The sequence below is a fragment of the Alishewanella sp. BS5-314 genome (assembly GCF_025377695.1).
In the GTDB taxonomy this organism is placed as follows: domain Bacteria; phylum Pseudomonadota; class Gammaproteobacteria; order Enterobacterales; family Alteromonadaceae; genus Alishewanella; species Alishewanella aestuarii.
Window position 1 is genome coordinate 1476307 of sequence record NZ_JACEHJ010000002.1, and the last position, 17591, is coordinate 1493897.

Below are 17591 nucleotides of genomic sequence, written 5' to 3' on the forward strand. Positions count from 1 at the left end.
CATCTGAACCGTTCGAAACGAACGTTTTGAGAGGTAAGGATGGAACGCTTAACTGCAGACAACGCTAAAAAGCATTTTGGCGAGCTATTACTTAAAGCTCAACGTGAGCCAGTTCAGATCAGTCGTAATGGTAAAGCTGTCGCGGTGGTAATCTCTATGGCTGAATACGACGCTATTGATAAGATTAAACTGGAATTACTCAGACTCAGAGCGGCAGAGGCTGAACAAGCTACTGAGCTGGCAGATGTGGATACCGTCTTTGCTGAGCTGTTGCAGGATCTTTAGTTGGCCGCCGCAAAAGCAAAATTTACGCTATCTGCCAGGGCTGATTTAGCCGAAATCAAGCGCTACTCTCTGGAGCAGTGGGGACCTTTACAGGCAAAAAGCTATTTACACACCATCAAGCAGGCAACAGAACTACTGGCGGAGCAACCGCGTCTCGGCAAAGCGAGGCCAGATATCAAAATTAACGCATACAGCTTCCCGGTAAAGAGTCATGTTATTTATTATCTGGCTTACCCAGAATACATTACCGTTTTTGCCGTGTTAGGAGAATCCATGCTGCCAAAGCCTCACTTGGAAACGCGCCTGACAAACTAGCAAAACTTCCCCGTCAGCAACAAGGTTACCAGCGATATAAAACTATCCTTCAGTGACGAGTCGCCCGTGGGATCCTGGGTAACCAAAACGCCAGCATCCCCAGTAGCGGAAACCAGGCACACAGCTTAAAGATGGTGCTGATACTGCTGGCATCGGCCAGCATGCCGAGCAAAGCTGCGGCAATGCCACTGATGCCAAACATCATGCCGTAGAATACACCGGAAATCATACCGATTTTGGCTGGCATCAACTCCTGAGCAAAAACGATAATAGCCGAAAAGGCTGACGACATAATCAGGCCAATCAATACCGTTAAGATAGCAACACCCGCTAAATTGCTGTACGGCAGCAGTAAGGCCAGCGGTGCGGCACCCAAAATCGATACCCAAATCACCGGCTTGCGGCCAATTTTATCGCCGATCGGCCCGCCCAGCACCGTACCTACTGCCACCGCCGCCAAAAACAGAAATAAATACAACTGCGACGCGGCAACCGATACCGCAAAGTTTTCAATCAGATAAAAGGTGTAGAAATTACTCAGGCAGGTCATATACACATATTTAGAAAATACCAGCAGCGCCAGGACCAGCAGCGCGCGCCGGGTTTGCCGCGTCGTTAAGCCATTACCCGTTGTCGCTGCCGCGCGCAGTTGCAAGCGGGCATTAGAGCTGACCACCCAACGGCTCACCCGCAGCAATACCATAATTCCGACGATGGCAAACAAGCAAAACCAGCCAATACTACCCTGCCCCCGCGGCATAATAATAATGGCCGCCAGCAGCGGCCCCAGCGCAGAGCCGGCATTACCACCAACCTGAAACAGCCCCTGCGCAAAGCCGTACCGCCCTCCCGAGGCCATCCGGGCTACCCGTGATGCTTCCGGGTGAAAGGTTGACGATCCCAAGCCAATCATCGCAGAAGCCAGTAATAACAGTGGAAAACTGCCGACCACACTAAGCAGTACCAAACCCAGCAACGTAAACAGCATCCCCAGCGGCAGTAAAAAAGGTTTGGGATGCTTATCGGTGTAAAGTCCAACCGCTGGCTGCAGTAACGACGCCGTAAGCTGAAAAATCAGCGTGATTAAACCAATTTGGGTAAAACTCAGCGCATAGTCTTGCTTTAGCATCGGATAAATGGCTGGCAGGATGGCCTGGATCAGATCATTCAGCAGATGGACAAAACTGACCGCCCCCACCACTGGCAATACCAGTAAGGCTGGCGTTGCCGCCGGGCTGATACTTGCTATTGGTGAGGTGGTCATGGTCATGGCTTAGCGCGCTTTTTTAACTTTGGCTTTAGGCTTGGCTGCCGGCTTACGGATCTCAATACTGGTGGCAGTAGCCTTATTCGAGCGGCTGCCCAGCACCTTACATGAGATATTTTTTAGCAAGCTGGCGCGGTTACTGACTTCAAAGCCGGGTTTGACCACACGGGGAATAGTACTGCCAATCAGCTTTTGAATACGCTCTAAGTTTTGCTCTTCTTCACGGCTGACAAAGGAAATGGCCTGCCCCTTAGCGCCGGCGCGGCCGGTACGGCCAATGCGATGGACATAATCTTCCGGTAAATACGGCAGATTAAAATTCACCACATAGTCCAGCCCCTGAATATCCAGACCGCGCGCCGCAACCTCAGTGGCAATCAGCACCTGCAGCTTGGCCGATTTAAAATCGGCAATAGCACGCCTTCTGCTGCCCTGGCTTTTATCGGCATGACACACCGCGGCGTTGATCTTGGCTTTTTGCAAATCTGCCAACAGGCGGTCAGCCTGCTCTTTGGTACTGGTAAATACCAGCACCTGGAACCAGTTTTGTTCGGCCAGCAGCTGTTCAAACAGCTCGATTTTCCGGCTTTCTTCTACCGGATACACGACGTGCTCAACGGTATCGGCAGTGCTGTTGGTTTTGGCCACCCGGATCTGCTGGTGGTTTTTCAGGATCTTATGCGATAGCTCATTTACCGCCGGCGAGGTGGTCGCGGAGAACAACAGGGTTTGCCGGGCAGCCGGGGTCATCTGTAATAACTTCAACACATCGGTACTAAAGCCCATATCCAGCATGCGGTCGGCTTCGTCCAATACCACGAACTCGACATCACTTAAGATGGCATTACCCAGCGCCATATGCTCAATTAAACGCCCCGGCGTACTGACCAGAATATCAAGGCCGGCCTGTAATTTACTGGCCTGGCCGCCCATTTTTACCCCACCGTAAATGGCGGTAACTTTTAAAGGCAAAAATTGCGCATAGCTGCTGATCGCATTGGCGATCTGCTCTGCTAATTCCCGGGTCGGCGTTAAAATTAAGGCACGCGGCCGGCATGCAAGCGCGGGTTTAGCGGCATCAAGCAAGCGTTGTAACAGCGGAATCGCAAAGGCAGCGGTTTTACCGGTACCGGTTTGGGCGGTAACCTGTAAATCCTTACCGCGCCGCGCTGGCACTATGGCTTGCGCCTGCACAGGCGTTAGCTCGCTAAAGCCGCACGCCGTTAAACCGCGCAGTAAGTCTGGTGCCAAATTTAAAGCTGAAAATTGCATAGAAGTTCCTCTGCAGCCTGGCTGCAGTTTAAAAGTGAAGCTTACTCAAGATCGCTATCCGGGCGTAGCTTGTGATTACAGGCACGGGCCAGAATTTCAATATAAAACTGTGGCCACTGCTGCGCAGCCGCAGCATCGATATGTTGGTTGATTTCTGAGGTGAACATCGGCTTTGCTTCCGCTTCTGAGGCGCCAAAGCGACAATCAAAGGTCCAATAATCTTTATCTGCAGGTACCGCTTTTCGCCGCTCACGCGCCAGATATTTGCGAATTTCGTGTTTAATGGCGTCAACTAAACGCGCTGGTTGCAGCTTGGGGTGGGTTAAGGCAAAGGTCTTTTTCATCACAAATCCTAGGGGGTGGCTACTACGCAACAGCTTGCGCGCGCGAATAAACCGCTATTATACCTTTAAGTGACCAAGATAACTGCCCTATTCTTTCGTTCACGTCTTAACGCCGGTTAATTGCTGACGAGCATTGACGGTCTGAAGAGCGGCGGGCATAGTGATAACTCACTACCTTGGACATCTATCCTGCAGTAGGTTTTATATGCGCCATGCTCTCTTTGTTGTGGTATGCCTGACCTTTTCGGTTAACGCTTCAGAAAATCTAAGCGACCATGCGCAATTCTGCGCGCCTGTGGCAGCGCAAAACTGTGGCGACTATCTGCAGCAACAACTAACGGCATTAACGCCTTATAGCTCTGCCTGGTATCGAGTTAAGGCTTATCAGCTTAACTACCTGTTTGATAAACATCAGTTCCGGCAATTAAACACCGAAGCCGAACAGCTATTACAACAGCCCAATCTACCCGAAGTATTAAGGGTACAACTGTACTTTTATTACGCGAAAACCCTGTTTTATTTCGAACAGCGTGACGAAGCAAAACACTACGCCAAGCTGGCACTCGCGATGCTGGAAGAGGTTTACCATGCCTTTGGTAATCCGCTGCGACTGGTCGAGCTGGCAAATTTACACTATTCATTGGGTGATCTTGAACAGGCCGGGCAACTGCTGCAGGTGGCACAGTCGCGATATCAAAAAAGTAAGGATCCCCAGTTTAGCTTTGAGCTTAATTCCAATCTGGCATTAGTCGCCCATCAGCGTGGCGATCTGGCAGCCGCCGCGGCCTACCGCAGCGAAGCCTTAACCGCCGCCAGTGCGCTTGGTCATCATAATAAGATTATTGTTGCTATGGGTAATTTAGCGCGCACCAGGCAGCTATTAGGTCAGCTGCAGGAAGCGCTGCAGCTGTATCAGGACTCGCTGCAGTTTACCGCTGCCGCAGAACACCGCGTGCAACATCAGATCCATTTGCTGCGCTTATCCGAAATCAGCCTGCAACTACAGCAACCCGCACAGGCCCGAACTTATCTGCAACAAGTTATCCCAGAGCAGCTTGGACCAGGCCACCGACAAATTTATCAGCAGCTTGCCACTGCGCTGGATAGGGGCCAGTAGCATAGCGCTGGAGCTACTTTAATAAAACCGGACAGGCTAATACATGGCGGTTAGTTGGCTTAGTTAAAACGCTTATTTTATGTCGCTCTTGATATTCTTTTCTAAGCCTTTGCCGGTAAGCCCTGTATACAACAGATAGAGCCCTCCACTAACCAAAATAACAATACCAAAATAAAATCCCACCGGGTTGTCTGCCAGCTTTACAATAACCCTACCATGTTTCCCTGTGATTACCCCCTCACCATAAGACGTAAAAGCACTAAAAAGCGTCACGCTACCAACAAGGGCTACAAAGATCCGTATTAAGGTTCTTTTCACATCCTGAGAGGCTATCTCTTTTGCGCGCGACTCTGCCTGCTCTTGTTGCTGCCGCTCCGGTTTAGCCAGTTCAGCCATTAAGCGGGCATAATTTTCCGGATATTGTGCAGCGTCGATACTTTCCTGTGCCTGGCGCAGCTCTTCTACGCTGTAACGACTAAAATCGATTCCTGCCAAAATACCCCTCCCTTAAAAACTCCCAACATCAGCTTACCCAACAAAAATAATCAGCTAACTTGTTTAACTTTCTGCTGTAACAAGGTCAGTAACTGCTCACTATTGTACATTTCATGATTTAATATCAGCGAGGATTTAATACTGCCGCCGCCGGCATCGCTAAAATGCAAAATATAACGCTGGCCAAAACCAATCCGAAACCAGGCTTGCCAGCCAGGGGCTGGCTCAACGGCCACTAACCGCGTAAGCGGAATTACCTGCCTGGAGAATAAGCTTTGCTTGATCAAGGTATCTCCTTGTACCAACAGCCGGTTGTTTACTATGGTTGCGCCGAGGATCCCGGTACAGGCGATATAAACCATAAACAGATTGACAGCAAGATGGGTACTCGCCATAAAGCCTATATTAAATATCCCAAGCAAAGCGGCACTACCGACAAACAGCATCAATAGCATCAAAATTGCGGCGGCAGCTTTACTGGCGGGCGGCGAGAAAACCTCTAATGTCTCACCCGGCTCAAGGGACTCGATACGTTGTGTTGTTTTTGCCGGTGCCTGACCAAAGGTTAAATAAGCAGCCATAACATTGCCGAAAAACAAAAAATAAAACATAAACATCGCTATATATCCGGACCATGAGCTTTCCTGCGTTGTCTCCGAGCTAAAGCTAAAAAGCGTCATAAATACCGCATAAGGCAGCCCGGTGCTCAGCATCATATTAACGTAAAATGCACGACGCTCCTGACGCTGAGCTTGACCTCGTGCTGCTGCCGGGCCGAGCTGCTCTACTGCGGCCAAACTGGCAGTTGTTGCCTCCGTGCCATCTGCAATTAAGCTCGTTTTTTGTGCGATTAGCTGTTCCCGAACTGCAGCCAAAGTTTGGTTACGTACCGTTTTGGCCCCCACCAACTCAGCGTCCAGAGCCTGCAGATACTGGTCAAGGTGAGTGTCACCGGTGGCCAACTGTTGATCGAATTTTGGTGAAGGCAGACGGGAAAGTGTCCGTAACATAGTCATCACAGCTCCTTATTTATAAAAGTTCCCAATCCACAGCGTTAACTGCCATTAACGCTGATCGGCCAGACCTTACTACAACCGGGAAAAGCTGTAAAACAAAATAAGCAGCCATGTTTTTTTAATGAAATATTACGCTTTTTTAGGTTAACCATACCCGGGCAGAAATCCTGGCAAGGCTCTGCAGCACGGCAGATTTGCCGTCTGCCGTTAATCTCTCTCAGCGAACTTCAGCTGCTGTGGCGCCAACGGCTTTATCTCAGCCCTGATATCGTGAATACTGAGCCAAAGTGTATTTAGCGGAGAACAGCATGCGTTTTTTCAGCAAACTCAGTACCTGGCAGCGGCTAGTACTGCTCCTGCTCTGCCTGTTGACGTTAGCTGCCGGGATCTATAGCGGTGTGCTGCAACAGCGGTTAATAAACCCGGCCCTGGCGCCACTGGATCATAAAGCCGAGCAGGCTTTACAACAAAGTTTGCTGCTAAGCAGTGCGTCCTTTGCCACTGCGCGGTTGATTGACCGCGGTATCGCTTTTGTTTCCGAAGCCGAGGTTGGCGTCGGTGTTGCCAGCGTAAAACCGGGCCAACTATTAAAGCCACTGCAGGATATGGCAGTGCGCTACTCGGATGTGATGGTGATTGCGATGACCTCGGTCGGGTTGCAGTTATTTTTACTGCACTTTGGTCAGCTGGCCGCCTTGCCACTCTTTGGTAGCGGCATCCTGGCCTCGGCAGCATTGCTGTTATGCGGGCCAGCCAGCTGGCGCAACAGTTGCCGCTATCTGCTGCGGCTTTTTGTAGCGCTGTTGCTGATTATCCGTATCGGTATTCCTCTGGCGGCTTATGGTGTGGCCGGACTGTCGGATTGGGTACTTACGCCACAACGCGAAGCCGCCGAAGCGGCACTTAACCAAGAAACGGCTGCTTTGCAACAAATTGATCAGCCAATTAGCAATACAGAGGATGGCTCAGTTAGCTGGCTGCGGCAAATGGCCGCCAAAGCCACTGATATGCTGGGCGCGATGCGCAGCTTCTCCGACAATATGGTAGAAAAGCTGATCCAGCTAATCGTGGTATACAGCCTGAAAACCTTGCTGTTTCCGCTGTTATCCATGTATTTGCTGTGGCAGCTGGGCCGCTGGTTTGTTAGCCGGCCAATGCCGGAGCCGGTAAAAAAAATGGCGACAATATAGACGCTATCACCCGTTATCAAGCTGTTCTCTAATCTTGTTTGCCCGCCTAACCGGACCAGGCGCTTATGCCCTGGTTCCGCGACTGTAATCCTTAAATCAGCCTAAGTGTGGCATCACACAGACTGCTTATTTTGCCTCGTGCTAAAAGCATTGCAGGTTACAACAGCTTTTGCCGGTGCATAAAGCTAAGCAAGGAAAGATCATGAGAAAATATTATTCTAAGTTGCTCGGTCACACTAGTAAGGGCTTATTTGCCTTGTTACTACTGACCCTACTGGCTGGCTGTAACGCCGAGAAAAAGGATCCTGTGCTTGGCGTTGATCCAATTCAGGGGTTAACGTCAATATCGGTGTCATCCCAAAATCCCAGTGTGGCTGCAGGTTTAAGCCAACCCTTTACCGCCCTGGGTATTTACGCCAATGGTACCTCGATAGATATCAGCAGTCAGGTAAGCTGGAACTCAGCCACCCCCGCTGTTGCCACTGTCGATAACAGTGGATTAGTACAGACATTACAACCAGGCAGCTCAGTGATCAGTGCAGCTTTCGCCGGTAAGACAGCCAGCAGCTTACTCACCGTGACGGATGCCGTCTTAGTCGGTTTGACTATCGCTCCCCTGGAATCAAGTATTGCCGCAGGATTAAGCCAACAATTTACCGCTACCGGCATCTACTCTGATGGCAGTACGGAAAACATCAGCCGGGACGTAAACTGGCAATCCAGTAATCTGGCTGTAGCTGTACTCGCCGCCAATCAAACTGACAACAGCGGCTGGGTTAGCGCCCTGCTCCCGGGCAGCACAGAAATTAGCGCAACCATGGGTGAGCTGTCCGCGTCGACGAGCTTTACAGTGACGAATGCCACTTTACTGTCAATTCAATTATCCCCAGAAAATAGCAGTCTATATGTTGGTGTAAGTCGCCTCTTTACTGCCACTGGCATTTATTCTGATGGCACCTCGCAAAATATCAGTGCTGAGGTTAGCTGGGCTTCCAGTGACAGCGAAGTCGCTACAATAGGTAACCTCCCGGCGACCGCACCTGCCGATGCAATGCACGGTGTTGCGACAGCCATCAGTGCAGGTACAAGCCAGATCAGTGCTAGCTTAGCTGCAATTTCAACCGAAACGACCTTGACGGTTAGTGCGGTGAGTTTAAGTAGTGTGGTGGTGACACCAGCGAATAGTAGTGTCGCTGCCGGTTTATCACGCCGGTTTGTGGCGACAGCAAATTATAACGATGGCAGCGCTTTTGACGTCAGTCGCACCGCGATTTGGGCCTCCAGCGATACAGCTATCGCCGTTATGAACCCAAATGGTAATCCCAACAGCGGTTTGGCTACCGCACAGACGCAGGGTAACGCGCAAATTAGCGCCAGCTTCGGCGAACTCTCTGGCGCGGCAAATTTAACGGTTACAGCAGCAAGCTTAAGCAGCATGTTGATCACACCCGCGAATAGCAGCCTGGTTGCCGGTCAAAGTCGGCAATATATCGCGACCGGCGTTTACGCTGATGGCTCATCTGAAAATCTGACAACCATGGTTAACTGGACCTCTTCAGATAACGCCATCGCTATGCCTAATGCCAATTTAGCCAGTGACAGTGGCTTATTTACAGCTGTCACGAGCGGTGCAGTACAAGTTCAGGCTAACTTAGGTGCAGTGGGCGCGCAGACAAATCTGACCGTTACCAGCGCCACCTTAAGTTCCATCAGCATTACTCCTGTCAGCTCAACGGTAGTAGCAGGTTTAACCAGACAGTTTACCGCTACGGGCCTATATTCTGATGGTTCAACGCTGGACATTAGCCGCAGCGTGATTTGGGCATCGTCCAACATCCAGCTCGCCACCCTTAATGCTAATGGCAATACAAATAGTGGCTTAGTCACCGGCCTTGCGCCAGGTGACGTACAAATCAGAGCAACACTCGATGGCAAATTAGGTACTGCCAGCCTGACAGTCACCAATGCCAGCTTAACCGGAATTAGTGTGACACCGTTAAACCCCAGTGTAGCGGCAGGCTTCAACCGCCAGTTTAATGCAATAGGCAGTTACAGTGATGGTAGCACTGCCGATTTGACTACGGCTGCCAGCTGGGCTTCCGGTACAGTCAGCGTCGCTGCTATGAATGCCAGCCAACAGCCTGATAGTGGTCAAGCCAGAGGGGTGTCAGCAGGCAGCTCACTTATCACCGCCCGTTTGGCAGGGGTTGAGGGTAGTACCCTGCTTACCGTTACCACCGCCAGCTTAACCGCTATAGCAGTAAGCCCCACCACTGCCACTGTGCGCGTTAATGACAACCAGATGTTTACCGCAACCGGTATTTTCAGTGATGGCAGCACTGAGACAATAAACGACAATGTGGTTTGGACTTCCAGTGATACCGGTGTCGCGGTTCTGAACAGCAATCATCAGGCAACTAGCGGTCTGGTAACCGCACTTTCTGCCGGCTCTGCGGATATCACGGCAACCTTGGGTTCAGTGCAGGACAGTGCCGTACTGACGGTTAATGCCGCTTTAGCCAATAACCCGCAAGCGCCGGCAATGGGCGAGCTATCCCGTTTTATTATGTTAGCGAGTCAGGCCATAACCACAACCAGCGGCTCCGCCCTGAGTAACGGTGATCTGGCGATCCTTGATTTAGCACGTACTGCTTATGCCGGTTTTACTCCGGGTAATGTCGCTGGTCAGTTTACTGAACTGAGCAATGGCTTATCTTATGCGCCGGATGACACAACGCCACCTTACGTCGTGCCGGCACCCTATGCCTCAATGGTCGCTTTTATTAACCAGGTTAGAACCGACTTAGGTATCGCTGCGACCTTTTTAGCCGCAGATCCTAATCCGCTAGCAGCGTCTCAAACACTACCTGCAGAGTTGGGTGGTTTAGTACTGACCCGCGGTGTTTATCGGAATACCGGCAATGTGATTATTCAGCAGGGCAACCTGACTCTGGACGCTCAGGGCGACCCGGATTCGGTATTTATTCTGGTAATTGCCGGGACTCTAAGCACAGGCGCACCAGGCGGTAACGTTGAGTTAATAGGTGGCGCTCGGGCCAGCAATGTTTACTGGCGTACTGGAGGCACCACTGTGCTGGGCACTAATACGCGCTTTGCCGGTAACGTTTTTGCCTGGCCTCAAATCAATCTGGGCACTGGTGCTGAAGTCACTGGCCGTTTGTTCTCAGTGACCGAGCAGGTCACGCTGGACGCCAATCTGGTTAATAAGCCGCAGTAATGGTTGGTGACTTAAAAAGGATACAAAAATGAAAAACTCATTAATAGTAAAGCGTCATAATAACTTGTTCGTTGTCTGTAGTTGTTTACCGGTGTTACTGGCCTTTAACAGCCAGGCCAATACCGGTCAGGATTACCTGGAAAATGGTTGGTTTATCGGCGTTAATCTGGGGCAATCCACTGCCAATATTGATAGCAACAGTATCCGGGCCAATTTGGAGCGAAGCGGTTTTGCGGTATCTGCAATCACTGAAGACACTCGCCACTTCGGTTATAAACTCTATACCGGCTACAAATTTACACAGTATCTCGCGCTGGAAGGTGGCTACTTTGACTTAGGGAGTTTTGGCTTTAAAGCCGCAACCTTGCCCGTATCAGATTATGCCGGTGAAACCGGCTTAAAAGGCTGGAATTTGGATTTGGTGGCGATGCTACCCCTGTCTTTACGCTGGTCGGCACTGGCCAGAGTGGGTGTAACCCACAACAACACCAAAACCCGCTTTAACAGTAACGGTTTAGTTAACAGCGCCGCAAGTAATCAGGATGACGATTACACTAAACACAAATATGGCCTGGGCCTGCAGTACAATATTTCTGATGCCTTTACCATGAGATTAGAGGCCGAACGCTATCGGATGGATGATTTAATCGGTAACCACGGCGATATGGATTTGTACTCGCTAGGTTTAATTTATCGATTTGGCAGCACTGAGGACCGCTATGTCCCTGCTGCTGCACCCGAGCCAGTGCCGGTGATCAGACAGCCTGTCGCCCCGCCACCGCGGCCGGCCCCAGTGACGGCAGAGCCAGAAGTATTAGTGCTGGAGGATGTCCATTTTAACTTTGATACGGCAGAACTCACCCCTGACACTAAAGTCATTTTGCGCCGACATGTCGCAACCCTTAAAGCCAACCCTCGGGCACGGGTTCGTATCGCCGGCTATACTTCGGCCAGTGGTACTGCCGCATATAATCAGGCATTAAGTGAACGACGGGCAGAGTCGATCAAAACCTTTTTGGTAAGTGAAGGCATTAATGCTAACCGCTTTAAAACGATCGGTTTTGGTGCAAGTAATCCGGCAGAATACGAGGCAAAACCCTCGGCGCTGCGCTCAGATGCAGCCAAAGCTAATATGCGGGGTTTGTTTGAGATCATCGTTGAGTAAGAACCGAGTTGCACACTAATATGCCGCTCACCCCGACTCCGGTTTGCTTGCCGAACCGGAGTCGCAACCTAAAATGTTAAATGCACACCTTACTTAAAATAATAACCTTCTGCCTCCCCCATCGCCAAATAGCTAAATCAATTTACTGCTGCTATAATTTTACCGTGTTCTAAATTAAGAAGGAGAGTTTGATGATTGCAGTAATTACCCACCCGGCGAAGGCTGCGGCGTAAGTTAAACTTTTCGCTTTTTAATTTCACCTGCCTTAGCCCGGTGTTTGCTGACCGGGATCTCTGAAAACCCATTCGGGTTACCTTAACTTTTCCAGAGTTCCTCACCATTTTTACTGTGCGCGCAGTGCTTAGCTGTGCGCAGAAGGAAATGCAATGAACTTAGCCTTAACTTTACCACAACTGGGCTGGCAAGCCTTTTTTCAACAACAACTGTCGCTGGCAGAATTTGAACAGGCGCTTATCGCCCGCGTCACAGCGCATCACCGCAGTGGTTATCAGCTAATGACTGAGCAAGGGCCTTGCCATTTAACCACCAGCCTGGCCTTACCTGCGATGACGATTGGCGATTGGCTGCTATTGGATCAAGCCGGCGGTTTTATCCGCTTATTAACACGAAAGTCGCTGTTTAAACGTAAAGCCGCCGGTAACCAGCTGGCCGAACAGCTGATCGCCGCTAATGTTGATACGCTGCTTATTGTTTGCTCGTTAAACCACGACTTTAACTTAAGCCGTATCGAGCGTTATCTGGCACTGGCGCACGAAGCCGGTGCCGAGCCGTTATTGGTGCTGACCAAGGCAGATCTTTGCGCCGATGTGGACGCCTATATCCAAGAGGTTACTAAGCTTGACCCTATGCTGCTGGTCGAGGTTGTAAATGCCCTCGACAGCAGTTGCAGTAGCAAATTACAGCACTGGTGCCGGGTTGGTAATACGCTGGCGGTAGTAGGTTCGTCTGGCGTGGGTAAATCAACCCTGGTAAATACCCTGACCGGCAATACGGCACAAAAAACCGCGGCTATCCGCAGTGATGACAGCAAAGGCCGGCATACCACCACCGCCCGCTCGATGCATTTTACTGCCGCCGGCGCGGCACTCATTGATACACCTGGTATGCGTGAACTGCAACTGACAGACTGCGATGCCGGTATTCGCCGCACCTTTGCCGACATTGATGCCTTGGCCAGCGAGTGCCGCTTTAGCAACTGCCAGCATCAGACTGAGCCAGGCTGTGCGGTACAACAGGCTATCGCGCGGGGGGAGTTAGACGCCAGACGGCTCGCCAACTACCGGAAACTTAATGCCGAACAAGCACGTAATGCGGCCTCTTTACATCAGCGGCGAGAAAAAGAGCGGCAGTTTAGTAAGCTGGTTAAGTCGGTAACGTCACTTAAAGCCAAGAAATACGCTGACTAGCGGTTTAGTCACCTAACAGCAACGCCGGTTTGCTTGCCAAGCCGGCGTTGCAATCTTGGATCGCGATACTACAGCAAGGCCAACGATGGCTTGAATCCCGGAGATAACAAATTTAATGCTCAGCCAGTTGGCGATAAAACTCCGGGTTATCCTGAATCGTCGCCAGCACTTTCGCCGCCAAACCCGTTGGGTTACGCCGCTTGCTTTCCCAGCTTTTAATGGTATCAACGCTGGTACCCAGTGCCTGCGCTAATTGCGCCTGCGTTGGCGCTAGCCGCACTCTTAGTCATTACACGATCCCTCGACTCCGGTATGCTTGCGTACCGGAGTCGGTCCTGCGATGGTGGGGTAGAAACCTTGGCCGTGGTATGTAAACAATGCTGTGGCGAAGAAATGCTGATTTGTGCCAATAGCGGACGTTCCTAACCTTCATCGAATTTTAGACACTGTAGAAATATCCTACCCGCATTCTAATGTCGCCAACGCTAGTTGTATGAAATAATCTGCATTGATAGCTGGCACATCGAATATCCGTAGCTTTATGTTGTTGTGAGTTTTGAAGAAGCGGTGTAATGTTCTGTATATTAAATTAAAAAGGCAGGTTAACTCGGGGACAAATACGGGTAATCCGTCAAATGGACTTTAGCAATTAAGGATTGAATCAATGGATGATCCATTCTCGCCCAGAGTAGCAATTACCAGCCTTACTTTTAGTGATGATAAAACAGTACCAATTGCGGTAAATGATGTAGTTCTCGTTGTCGGACCGAACAACGCTGGAAAAAGCGCAACCCTCCGAGCAATAAGGGACAAGTTACAGAATGGAGCCCACAAGAGTCCGGTGTTACAGAGTCTCGAAATTCAGCGAACTGGTAGCTTGGATGCATTCAAAGTTTGGCTTTCAGGTTGGACTGTACAACAATTCGGCTCTCCACCAGACAACCCAATATTTCAAGCACTTGGACATGCAGTCCACCAAAGTCAGGCTCACACTGAATGGCAACGTTCAGATCATATCCTAGGTCAACTCTCACGTTGGTTTTGTCAATTACTGTCGGCAGATGAACGACTTCAAATTTGTAATCCTCCTGGAAACATAGCTCTCGCCCGAGATAACCCCAGCCATCCGATTCATTTCTTGCTTCGTGACGACAAGCTAGAAAGTAGCTTGAGCACGAAGTTTCGAAAAGCATTTGGTGTGGATCTTGTTGTGCATCGTAATGCCGGTAACCAAGTCCCACTGCACATTGGCGAACGTCCGATACCCGAGGATGGGGAAGACAGAGTTAGCGTTAGTTACATAGAAAGACTAGAAAAGCTTCCTACGTTACACACTCAAGGCGATGGGATGCGTAGTTTTGCAGGTGTGCTCTTGGCAACCTCTGTAGGGCGCGAAAGCATAATGCTGATCGATGAACCAGAAGCATTTTTGCATCCGCCACAAGCCCGCTTACTCGGCACTACTCTTGTTCAGAATCGAAACAAAGAACGTCAACTATTCATAGCAACACATAGTACCGATATCTTGCGTGGCGTGCTTGATGCAGAGAGCACTGATACTAGAGTAATTAGAATTCGAAGAAATGGAGAAAAGAACACTGTTCGGCTTTTAAGCAACGAGCGGATCAAGGAATTATGGGGGGATCCGCTGCTGCGGTATTCCAACATACTTGATGGACTCTTTCACGAAAGTGTTATCGTATGCGAGGCTGATGCTGATTGTCGCTTTTACTCGGCTGTCCTCGATGCCATTATGTTAAACAAATCAGAAGATGCTAAACGACCGGACTTGATGTTCACTCATTGTGGTGGAAAGGCTAGACTGTCAGTTGTAGTTCGGGCACTCCGAGAGGTGGATGTGCCTGTCCGAGCAGTCGCAGATTTCGATGTATTGTCAGAGAAAGAGCCATTAAAATCGATTTCTGAGTCTCTGGGCATCGATTGGCAAGAGATAGAGGCTGATTGGAAAATCGTTAAATATGCCGTTGACAGCAAGAAGCCAGACCTTAATACCGACGATGTAAAGAAAGAGATTGGCGCCCTTCTTTCTTCCATTACCACACCTACGTTCCCGCCGAGAATGAAATCCGATATTCAAGCGATCTTGAAACGTTCATCACCTTGGGCACACGCAAAGCTTGTTGGAAAGTCATTCGTTCCTTCGGGAGACCCTTCAAAGGCTTGCGAGCGGTTGCTGGCAAAGCTGCGTGCTGGTGGACTCTTTGTTGTTGAGGTTGGGGAACTTGAAGGCTATGCCCGAACCGAAGGCGGACATGGTCCCAAATGGGTAAACGCAGTATTAACACGTGATTTATCAACCGATCCAGAACTTGAAGCGGCTCGGAATTTTGTTCGTGAGCTCGCTGACACATGACTTCTTATTTGTTGATGTCCGTTATTCGTTCGTAGCTGCCGTCGAGTAGTTAAGACAGGTCAGTGCCAATACGAGACGTTCGGTTTATGTTAAGTTAACCTCTTCCATATTAGTATTACAGAACTACCCAATGATAGAAAATAGAACTCTATATATAGTCTCTGGAAGCCACAAGCTTCTCGCGGAAGCTCTTATCGAGAACTTGGTCAAAAGTGGCAGAAATTTTATTTTACTCGGTAGAAATAAATTTAAACGAAACAAATATTACTACGAGGCAGTTGAACATCATAGCTATGGATGCACCTTGAAAAACCCAGAATCTTTTAATGAGTTGTTTTCTTCTATAATTTCGAGATTCCACTCTGAAAAAAAATTGTTTGTCATTCCATGCTGGAACGAAACTAAGCTTGTAATTAATAACCATGCAAAAATGAAATCTCTTTTTACATCTTTAATACCTAGCTTAGATAGCTTTATAAAAATAGAAGACCGGTACAATGCCTCAAAAAATATAAAAGGAGAGCATTTTAAAATGCCCGCTTCGCAGCTTTTTCCATTTGAACCTCAAACACCGTTTTATGTGAAGCCAAGAAAACATTCTAAGCCATTTCAAGTTAAACTTAATACATCAAGAGGATTGTCAGAGCATTTCTATTATGAGCCTAAAATAGAAGGAATAGAAATCAGTGCAAACATAATCTCTAAGAACGGAAAGGTGTTTTTCTATGATTCCTTTATAAGCCTCGCAAGATGGCCGAAAACAGGGATTTCAGTGCTTAAAACTGAAAGTAAATCAGACATGATCAAAAAAGCTGCAATTGAATTAGTTAACATTATAGGCTGGTGTGGGCCTCTAAACATCGACTTTATTTTAAGAGGCGATGAAGTATATGTTATTGATATTAACCCAAGGCTCTGGGCGTCTTTACATGACAATATTGAAAAAAACATAGACATCATTTGGCTTATGGAAACATTAACAAATGCCGATGATGATGCACCCATGGCAATAGTAGAAATGCAACGAGTAACAACGCATATTTCTCCGCTTGTCTATTTTTCGCTATTGTCTATGAAGACTCAAGAAAAAATTATTGCTCTAAACGCTCTAAAAACCTCAAATTCTAAAAACTTTAGTATCAAGTCCGTTTTGGCCACTTTTATCGATAGGTTTTGTTATGCAAGCTAAATACAAAAAATTGAAAAAAAACTTTGAAAACTGCTCATTAAAATTATCAGAAATATATAAAAATGATAACTTTTCAGAACAAGAGAAAGAGATGCAGAGCAAGCTTGTTTTAGAATTGCTCGCAACAAAAAATAGCCTTTTAAAAACTTACGAAGAATCAGTTATTACCTTAGGGCAAGTAACTATTAAAATGTCGATCCTTTTGAATGGTGGAGCTGCCGTTGCTCTCATGGGATTATTTTCCAAAATTTCTGATAAAGATATTTTTGTTAATTCCTTCGCTCATACGATTTTAGATTTCTCTATAGGTGTAATGTGGTCTTGTTTAGCAGCAGCATGCACATACGTCTCAAGAAAGCTTCTTATTGAAGATCATTATTCTTTCTCAGTGGTTTTTAATGTGGCAGCTATTTTTTTTGTAATATTATCATACATTTATTTCTACTATGGAATATGTAAATTTTCGTAAAAGCAATTAGAAAATACCGATTTATGCCCGCAACGCTCAAAGCAACCTTTCTAAGTTTAAAGATTAACTACACATCTACCTCTAGCACCTAAATCACCATCGCAGATCGCGACTCCGGTACGCAAGCATACCGGAGTCGTAGTGCGGGTTAGCGTCAGAGTTAGGATTTAGCCCGAGGTGGCTTTTAATAGTGGCAGCCTATAAACGCAAAAAGCGACCCGGTTTTGGGTCGCTTTCTTATTGTTCACTTTTTTGGCTGCTTTCACACTGTTCGTCAGCATTCCCTCGCAGTCCTGCTCTGTTTAGGATCTGCGCAGCAAAGATAACTTAAGGGGGCGCTCGTAAACTGTTAACATCAAACCAGTGCTGGCGAGCCATAAAAAACCCGACACAAGGTCGGGTTTTCAGACAAGCTTAACTTACGCAGT

The 17591-nt window shown here is 48.6% G+C and carries 16 protein-coding genes; 10 read left to right on the forward strand and 6 right to left on the reverse strand.

From position 1 onward, the window contains the following. Nucleotides 1–39: 39 nt before the first annotated feature. Nucleotides 40–285 carry a type II toxin-antitoxin system Phd/YefM family antitoxin gene (locus H1D31_RS11260; protein WP_008951575.1) on the forward strand — a complete coding sequence of 82 codons (246 nt, stop codon included), beginning with the start codon at nt 40–42 and terminating at the stop codon, nt 283–285. Beyond that, nucleotides 286–600, forward strand: coding sequence for a type II toxin-antitoxin system RelE/ParE family toxin (locus H1D31_RS11265; RefSeq protein WP_261258631.1), 315 nt, complete (start codon nt 286–288; stop codon nt 598–600). It begins immediately after the preceding gene. A gap of 49 nt (nt 601–649) precedes the next feature. Here H1D31_RS11265 and H1D31_RS11270 read toward each other — a convergent pair whose 3' ends face one another. The 3 genes from H1D31_RS11270 to H1D31_RS11280 are packed head-to-tail and all read right to left on the reverse strand — an operon-like array spanning nt 650 to nt 3483. Then, entirely contained in the window at nt 650–1864 is a 1215-nt protein-coding gene (locus H1D31_RS11270; RefSeq protein WP_261258633.1) for an MFS transporter, read from the reverse strand. A 9-nt stretch (nt 1865–1873) separates the two neighbouring features. Beyond that, a complete protein-coding gene (locus tag H1D31_RS11275; protein WP_261258635.1) occupies nt 1874–3139 on the reverse strand; it encodes a DEAD/DEAH box helicase in 1266 nt (421 codons plus the stop codon). A 41-nt stretch (nt 3140–3180) separates the two neighbouring features. Next, nucleotides 3181–3483, reverse strand: a complete 303-nt coding sequence (locus H1D31_RS11280) for a DUF6172 family protein (protein WP_261258637.1) — start codon at nt 3481–3483, stop codon at nt 3181–3183. A gap of 205 nt (nt 3484–3688) precedes the next feature. Between H1D31_RS11280 and H1D31_RS11285 the strand changes: the two genes are divergently transcribed. Beyond that, the gene (locus H1D31_RS11285) at nt 3689–4600 is read left to right on the forward strand and encodes a tetratricopeptide repeat protein (protein WP_261258640.1); all 912 of its coding nucleotides are present in this window, start codon (nt 3689–3691) and stop codon (nt 4598–4600) included. A 72-nt stretch (nt 4601–4672) separates the two neighbouring features. Here the strand turns inward: H1D31_RS11285 and H1D31_RS11290 are convergent, their stop codons facing one another. Continuing rightward, the gene (locus H1D31_RS11290; RefSeq protein ID WP_261258642.1) at nt 4673–5095 is read right to left on the reverse strand and encodes a hypothetical protein; all 423 of its coding nucleotides are present in this window, start codon (nt 5093–5095) and stop codon (nt 4673–4675) included. Nucleotides 5096–5145: 50 nt separating this feature from the next. Next, on the reverse strand, nt 5146–6111 hold the full coding sequence (locus tag H1D31_RS11295; RefSeq protein WP_261258644.1) for a hypothetical protein: 966 nt from the start codon (nt 6109–6111) through the stop codon (nt 5146–5148). Nucleotides 6112–6419: 308 nt separating this feature from the next. On the opposite strand from H1D31_RS11295, the gene H1D31_RS11300 reads away from it, so the two are divergent. The 4 genes from H1D31_RS11300 to rsgA all read left to right on the forward strand — a co-directional run bounded on the left by H1D31_RS11300 (nt 6420) and on the right by rsgA (nt 13131). Further along, entirely contained in the window at nt 6420–7301 is an 882-nt protein-coding gene (locus H1D31_RS11300) for a hypothetical protein (protein WP_261258647.1), read from the forward strand. A gap of 202 nt (nt 7302–7503) precedes the next feature. Continuing rightward, nucleotides 7504–10539, forward strand: coding sequence for an Ig-like domain-containing protein (locus tag H1D31_RS11305; RefSeq protein ID WP_261258648.1), 3036 nt, complete (start codon nt 7504–7506; stop codon nt 10537–10539). Between the two features lie 28 nt (nt 10540–10567). Continuing rightward, nucleotides 10568–11704: an OmpA family protein gene (locus tag H1D31_RS11310; RefSeq protein WP_261258651.1), complete on the forward strand. Its 1137-nt coding sequence runs from the start codon at nt 10568–10570 to the stop codon at nt 11702–11704. 386 nt (nt 11705–12090) lie between these two features. After that, nucleotides 12091–13131 carry a ribosome small subunit-dependent GTPase A gene (gene rsgA, locus H1D31_RS11315; protein ID WP_261258653.1) on the forward strand — a complete coding sequence of 347 codons (1041 nt, stop codon included), beginning with the start codon at nt 12091–12093 and terminating at the stop codon, nt 13129–13131. A 112-nt stretch (nt 13132–13243) separates the two neighbouring features. Here rsgA and nadS read toward each other — a convergent pair whose 3' ends face one another. Next, on the reverse strand, nt 13244–13411 hold the full coding sequence (gene nadS, locus H1D31_RS11320) for a NadS family protein (protein WP_231728869.1): 168 nt from the start codon (nt 13409–13411) through the stop codon (nt 13244–13246). A 384-nt stretch (nt 13412–13795) separates the two neighbouring features. Here nadS and H1D31_RS11325 point away from each other — a divergent pair, with 384 nt between their 5' ends. From H1D31_RS11325 to H1D31_RS11335, 3 genes are all read left to right on the forward strand, one after another. Next, the gene (locus tag H1D31_RS11325; protein WP_261258656.1) at nt 13796–15505 is read left to right on the forward strand and encodes an ATP-dependent nuclease; all 1710 of its coding nucleotides are present in this window, start codon (nt 13796–13798) and stop codon (nt 15503–15505) included. A gap of 304 nt (nt 15506–15809) precedes the next feature. Further along, a complete protein-coding gene (locus H1D31_RS11330) occupies nt 15810–16694 on the forward strand; it encodes an ATP-grasp domain-containing protein (RefSeq protein ID WP_261258659.1) in 885 nt (294 codons plus the stop codon). Continuing rightward, nucleotides 16684–17163, forward strand: a complete 480-nt coding sequence (locus H1D31_RS11335; RefSeq protein WP_261258661.1) for a hypothetical protein — start codon at nt 16684–16686, stop codon at nt 17161–17163. The genes H1D31_RS11330 and H1D31_RS11335 overlap by 11 nt, the downstream gene beginning before the upstream one ends. The last annotated feature ends 428 nt before the right edge of the window (nt 17164–17591 follow it).

Excerpts from the sequence above, each read along its gene's own strand:
- H1D31_RS11275 (WP_261258635.1), bottom strand. The coding sequence starts at position 3,139 with ATGCAATTTTCAGCTTTAAATTTGGCACCAGACTTACTGCGCGGTTTA.
- H1D31_RS11310 (WP_261258651.1), top strand. The coding sequence starts at position 10,568 with ATGAAAAACTCATTAATAGTAAAGCGTCATAATAACTTGTTCGTTGTC.
- H1D31_RS11305 (WP_261258648.1), top strand. The coding sequence starts at position 7,504 with ATGAGAAAATATTATTCTAAGTTGCTCGGTCACACTAGTAAGGGCTTA.
- H1D31_RS11270 (WP_261258633.1), bottom strand. The coding sequence starts at position 1,864 with ATGACCACCTCACCAATAGCAAGTATCAGCCCGGCGGCAACGCCAGCC.
- H1D31_RS11335 (WP_261258661.1), top strand. The coding sequence starts at position 16,684 with ATGCAAGCTAAATACAAAAAATTGAAAAAAAACTTTGAAAACTGCTCA.
- H1D31_RS11300 (WP_261258647.1), top strand. The coding sequence starts at position 6,420 with ATGCGTTTTTTCAGCAAACTCAGTACCTGGCAGCGGCTAGTACTGCTC.
- H1D31_RS11280 (WP_261258637.1), bottom strand. The coding sequence starts at position 3,483 with ATGAAAAAGACCTTTGCCTTAACCCACCCCAAGCTGCAACCAGCGCGT.
- H1D31_RS11295 (WP_261258644.1), bottom strand. The coding sequence starts at position 6,111 with ATGACTATGTTACGGACACTTTCCCGTCTGCCTTCACCAAAATTCGAT.
- H1D31_RS11325 (WP_261258656.1), top strand. The coding sequence starts at position 13,796 with ATGGATGATCCATTCTCGCCCAGAGTAGCAATTACCAGCCTTACTTTT.
- H1D31_RS11260 (WP_008951575.1), top strand. The coding sequence starts at position 40 with ATGGAACGCTTAACTGCAGACAACGCTAAAAAGCATTTTGGCGAGCTA.
- rsgA (WP_261258653.1), top strand. The coding sequence starts at position 12,091 with ATGAACTTAGCCTTAACTTTACCACAACTGGGCTGGCAAGCCTTTTTT.
- H1D31_RS11285 (WP_261258640.1), top strand. The coding sequence starts at position 3,689 with ATGCGCCATGCTCTCTTTGTTGTGGTATGCCTGACCTTTTCGGTTAAC.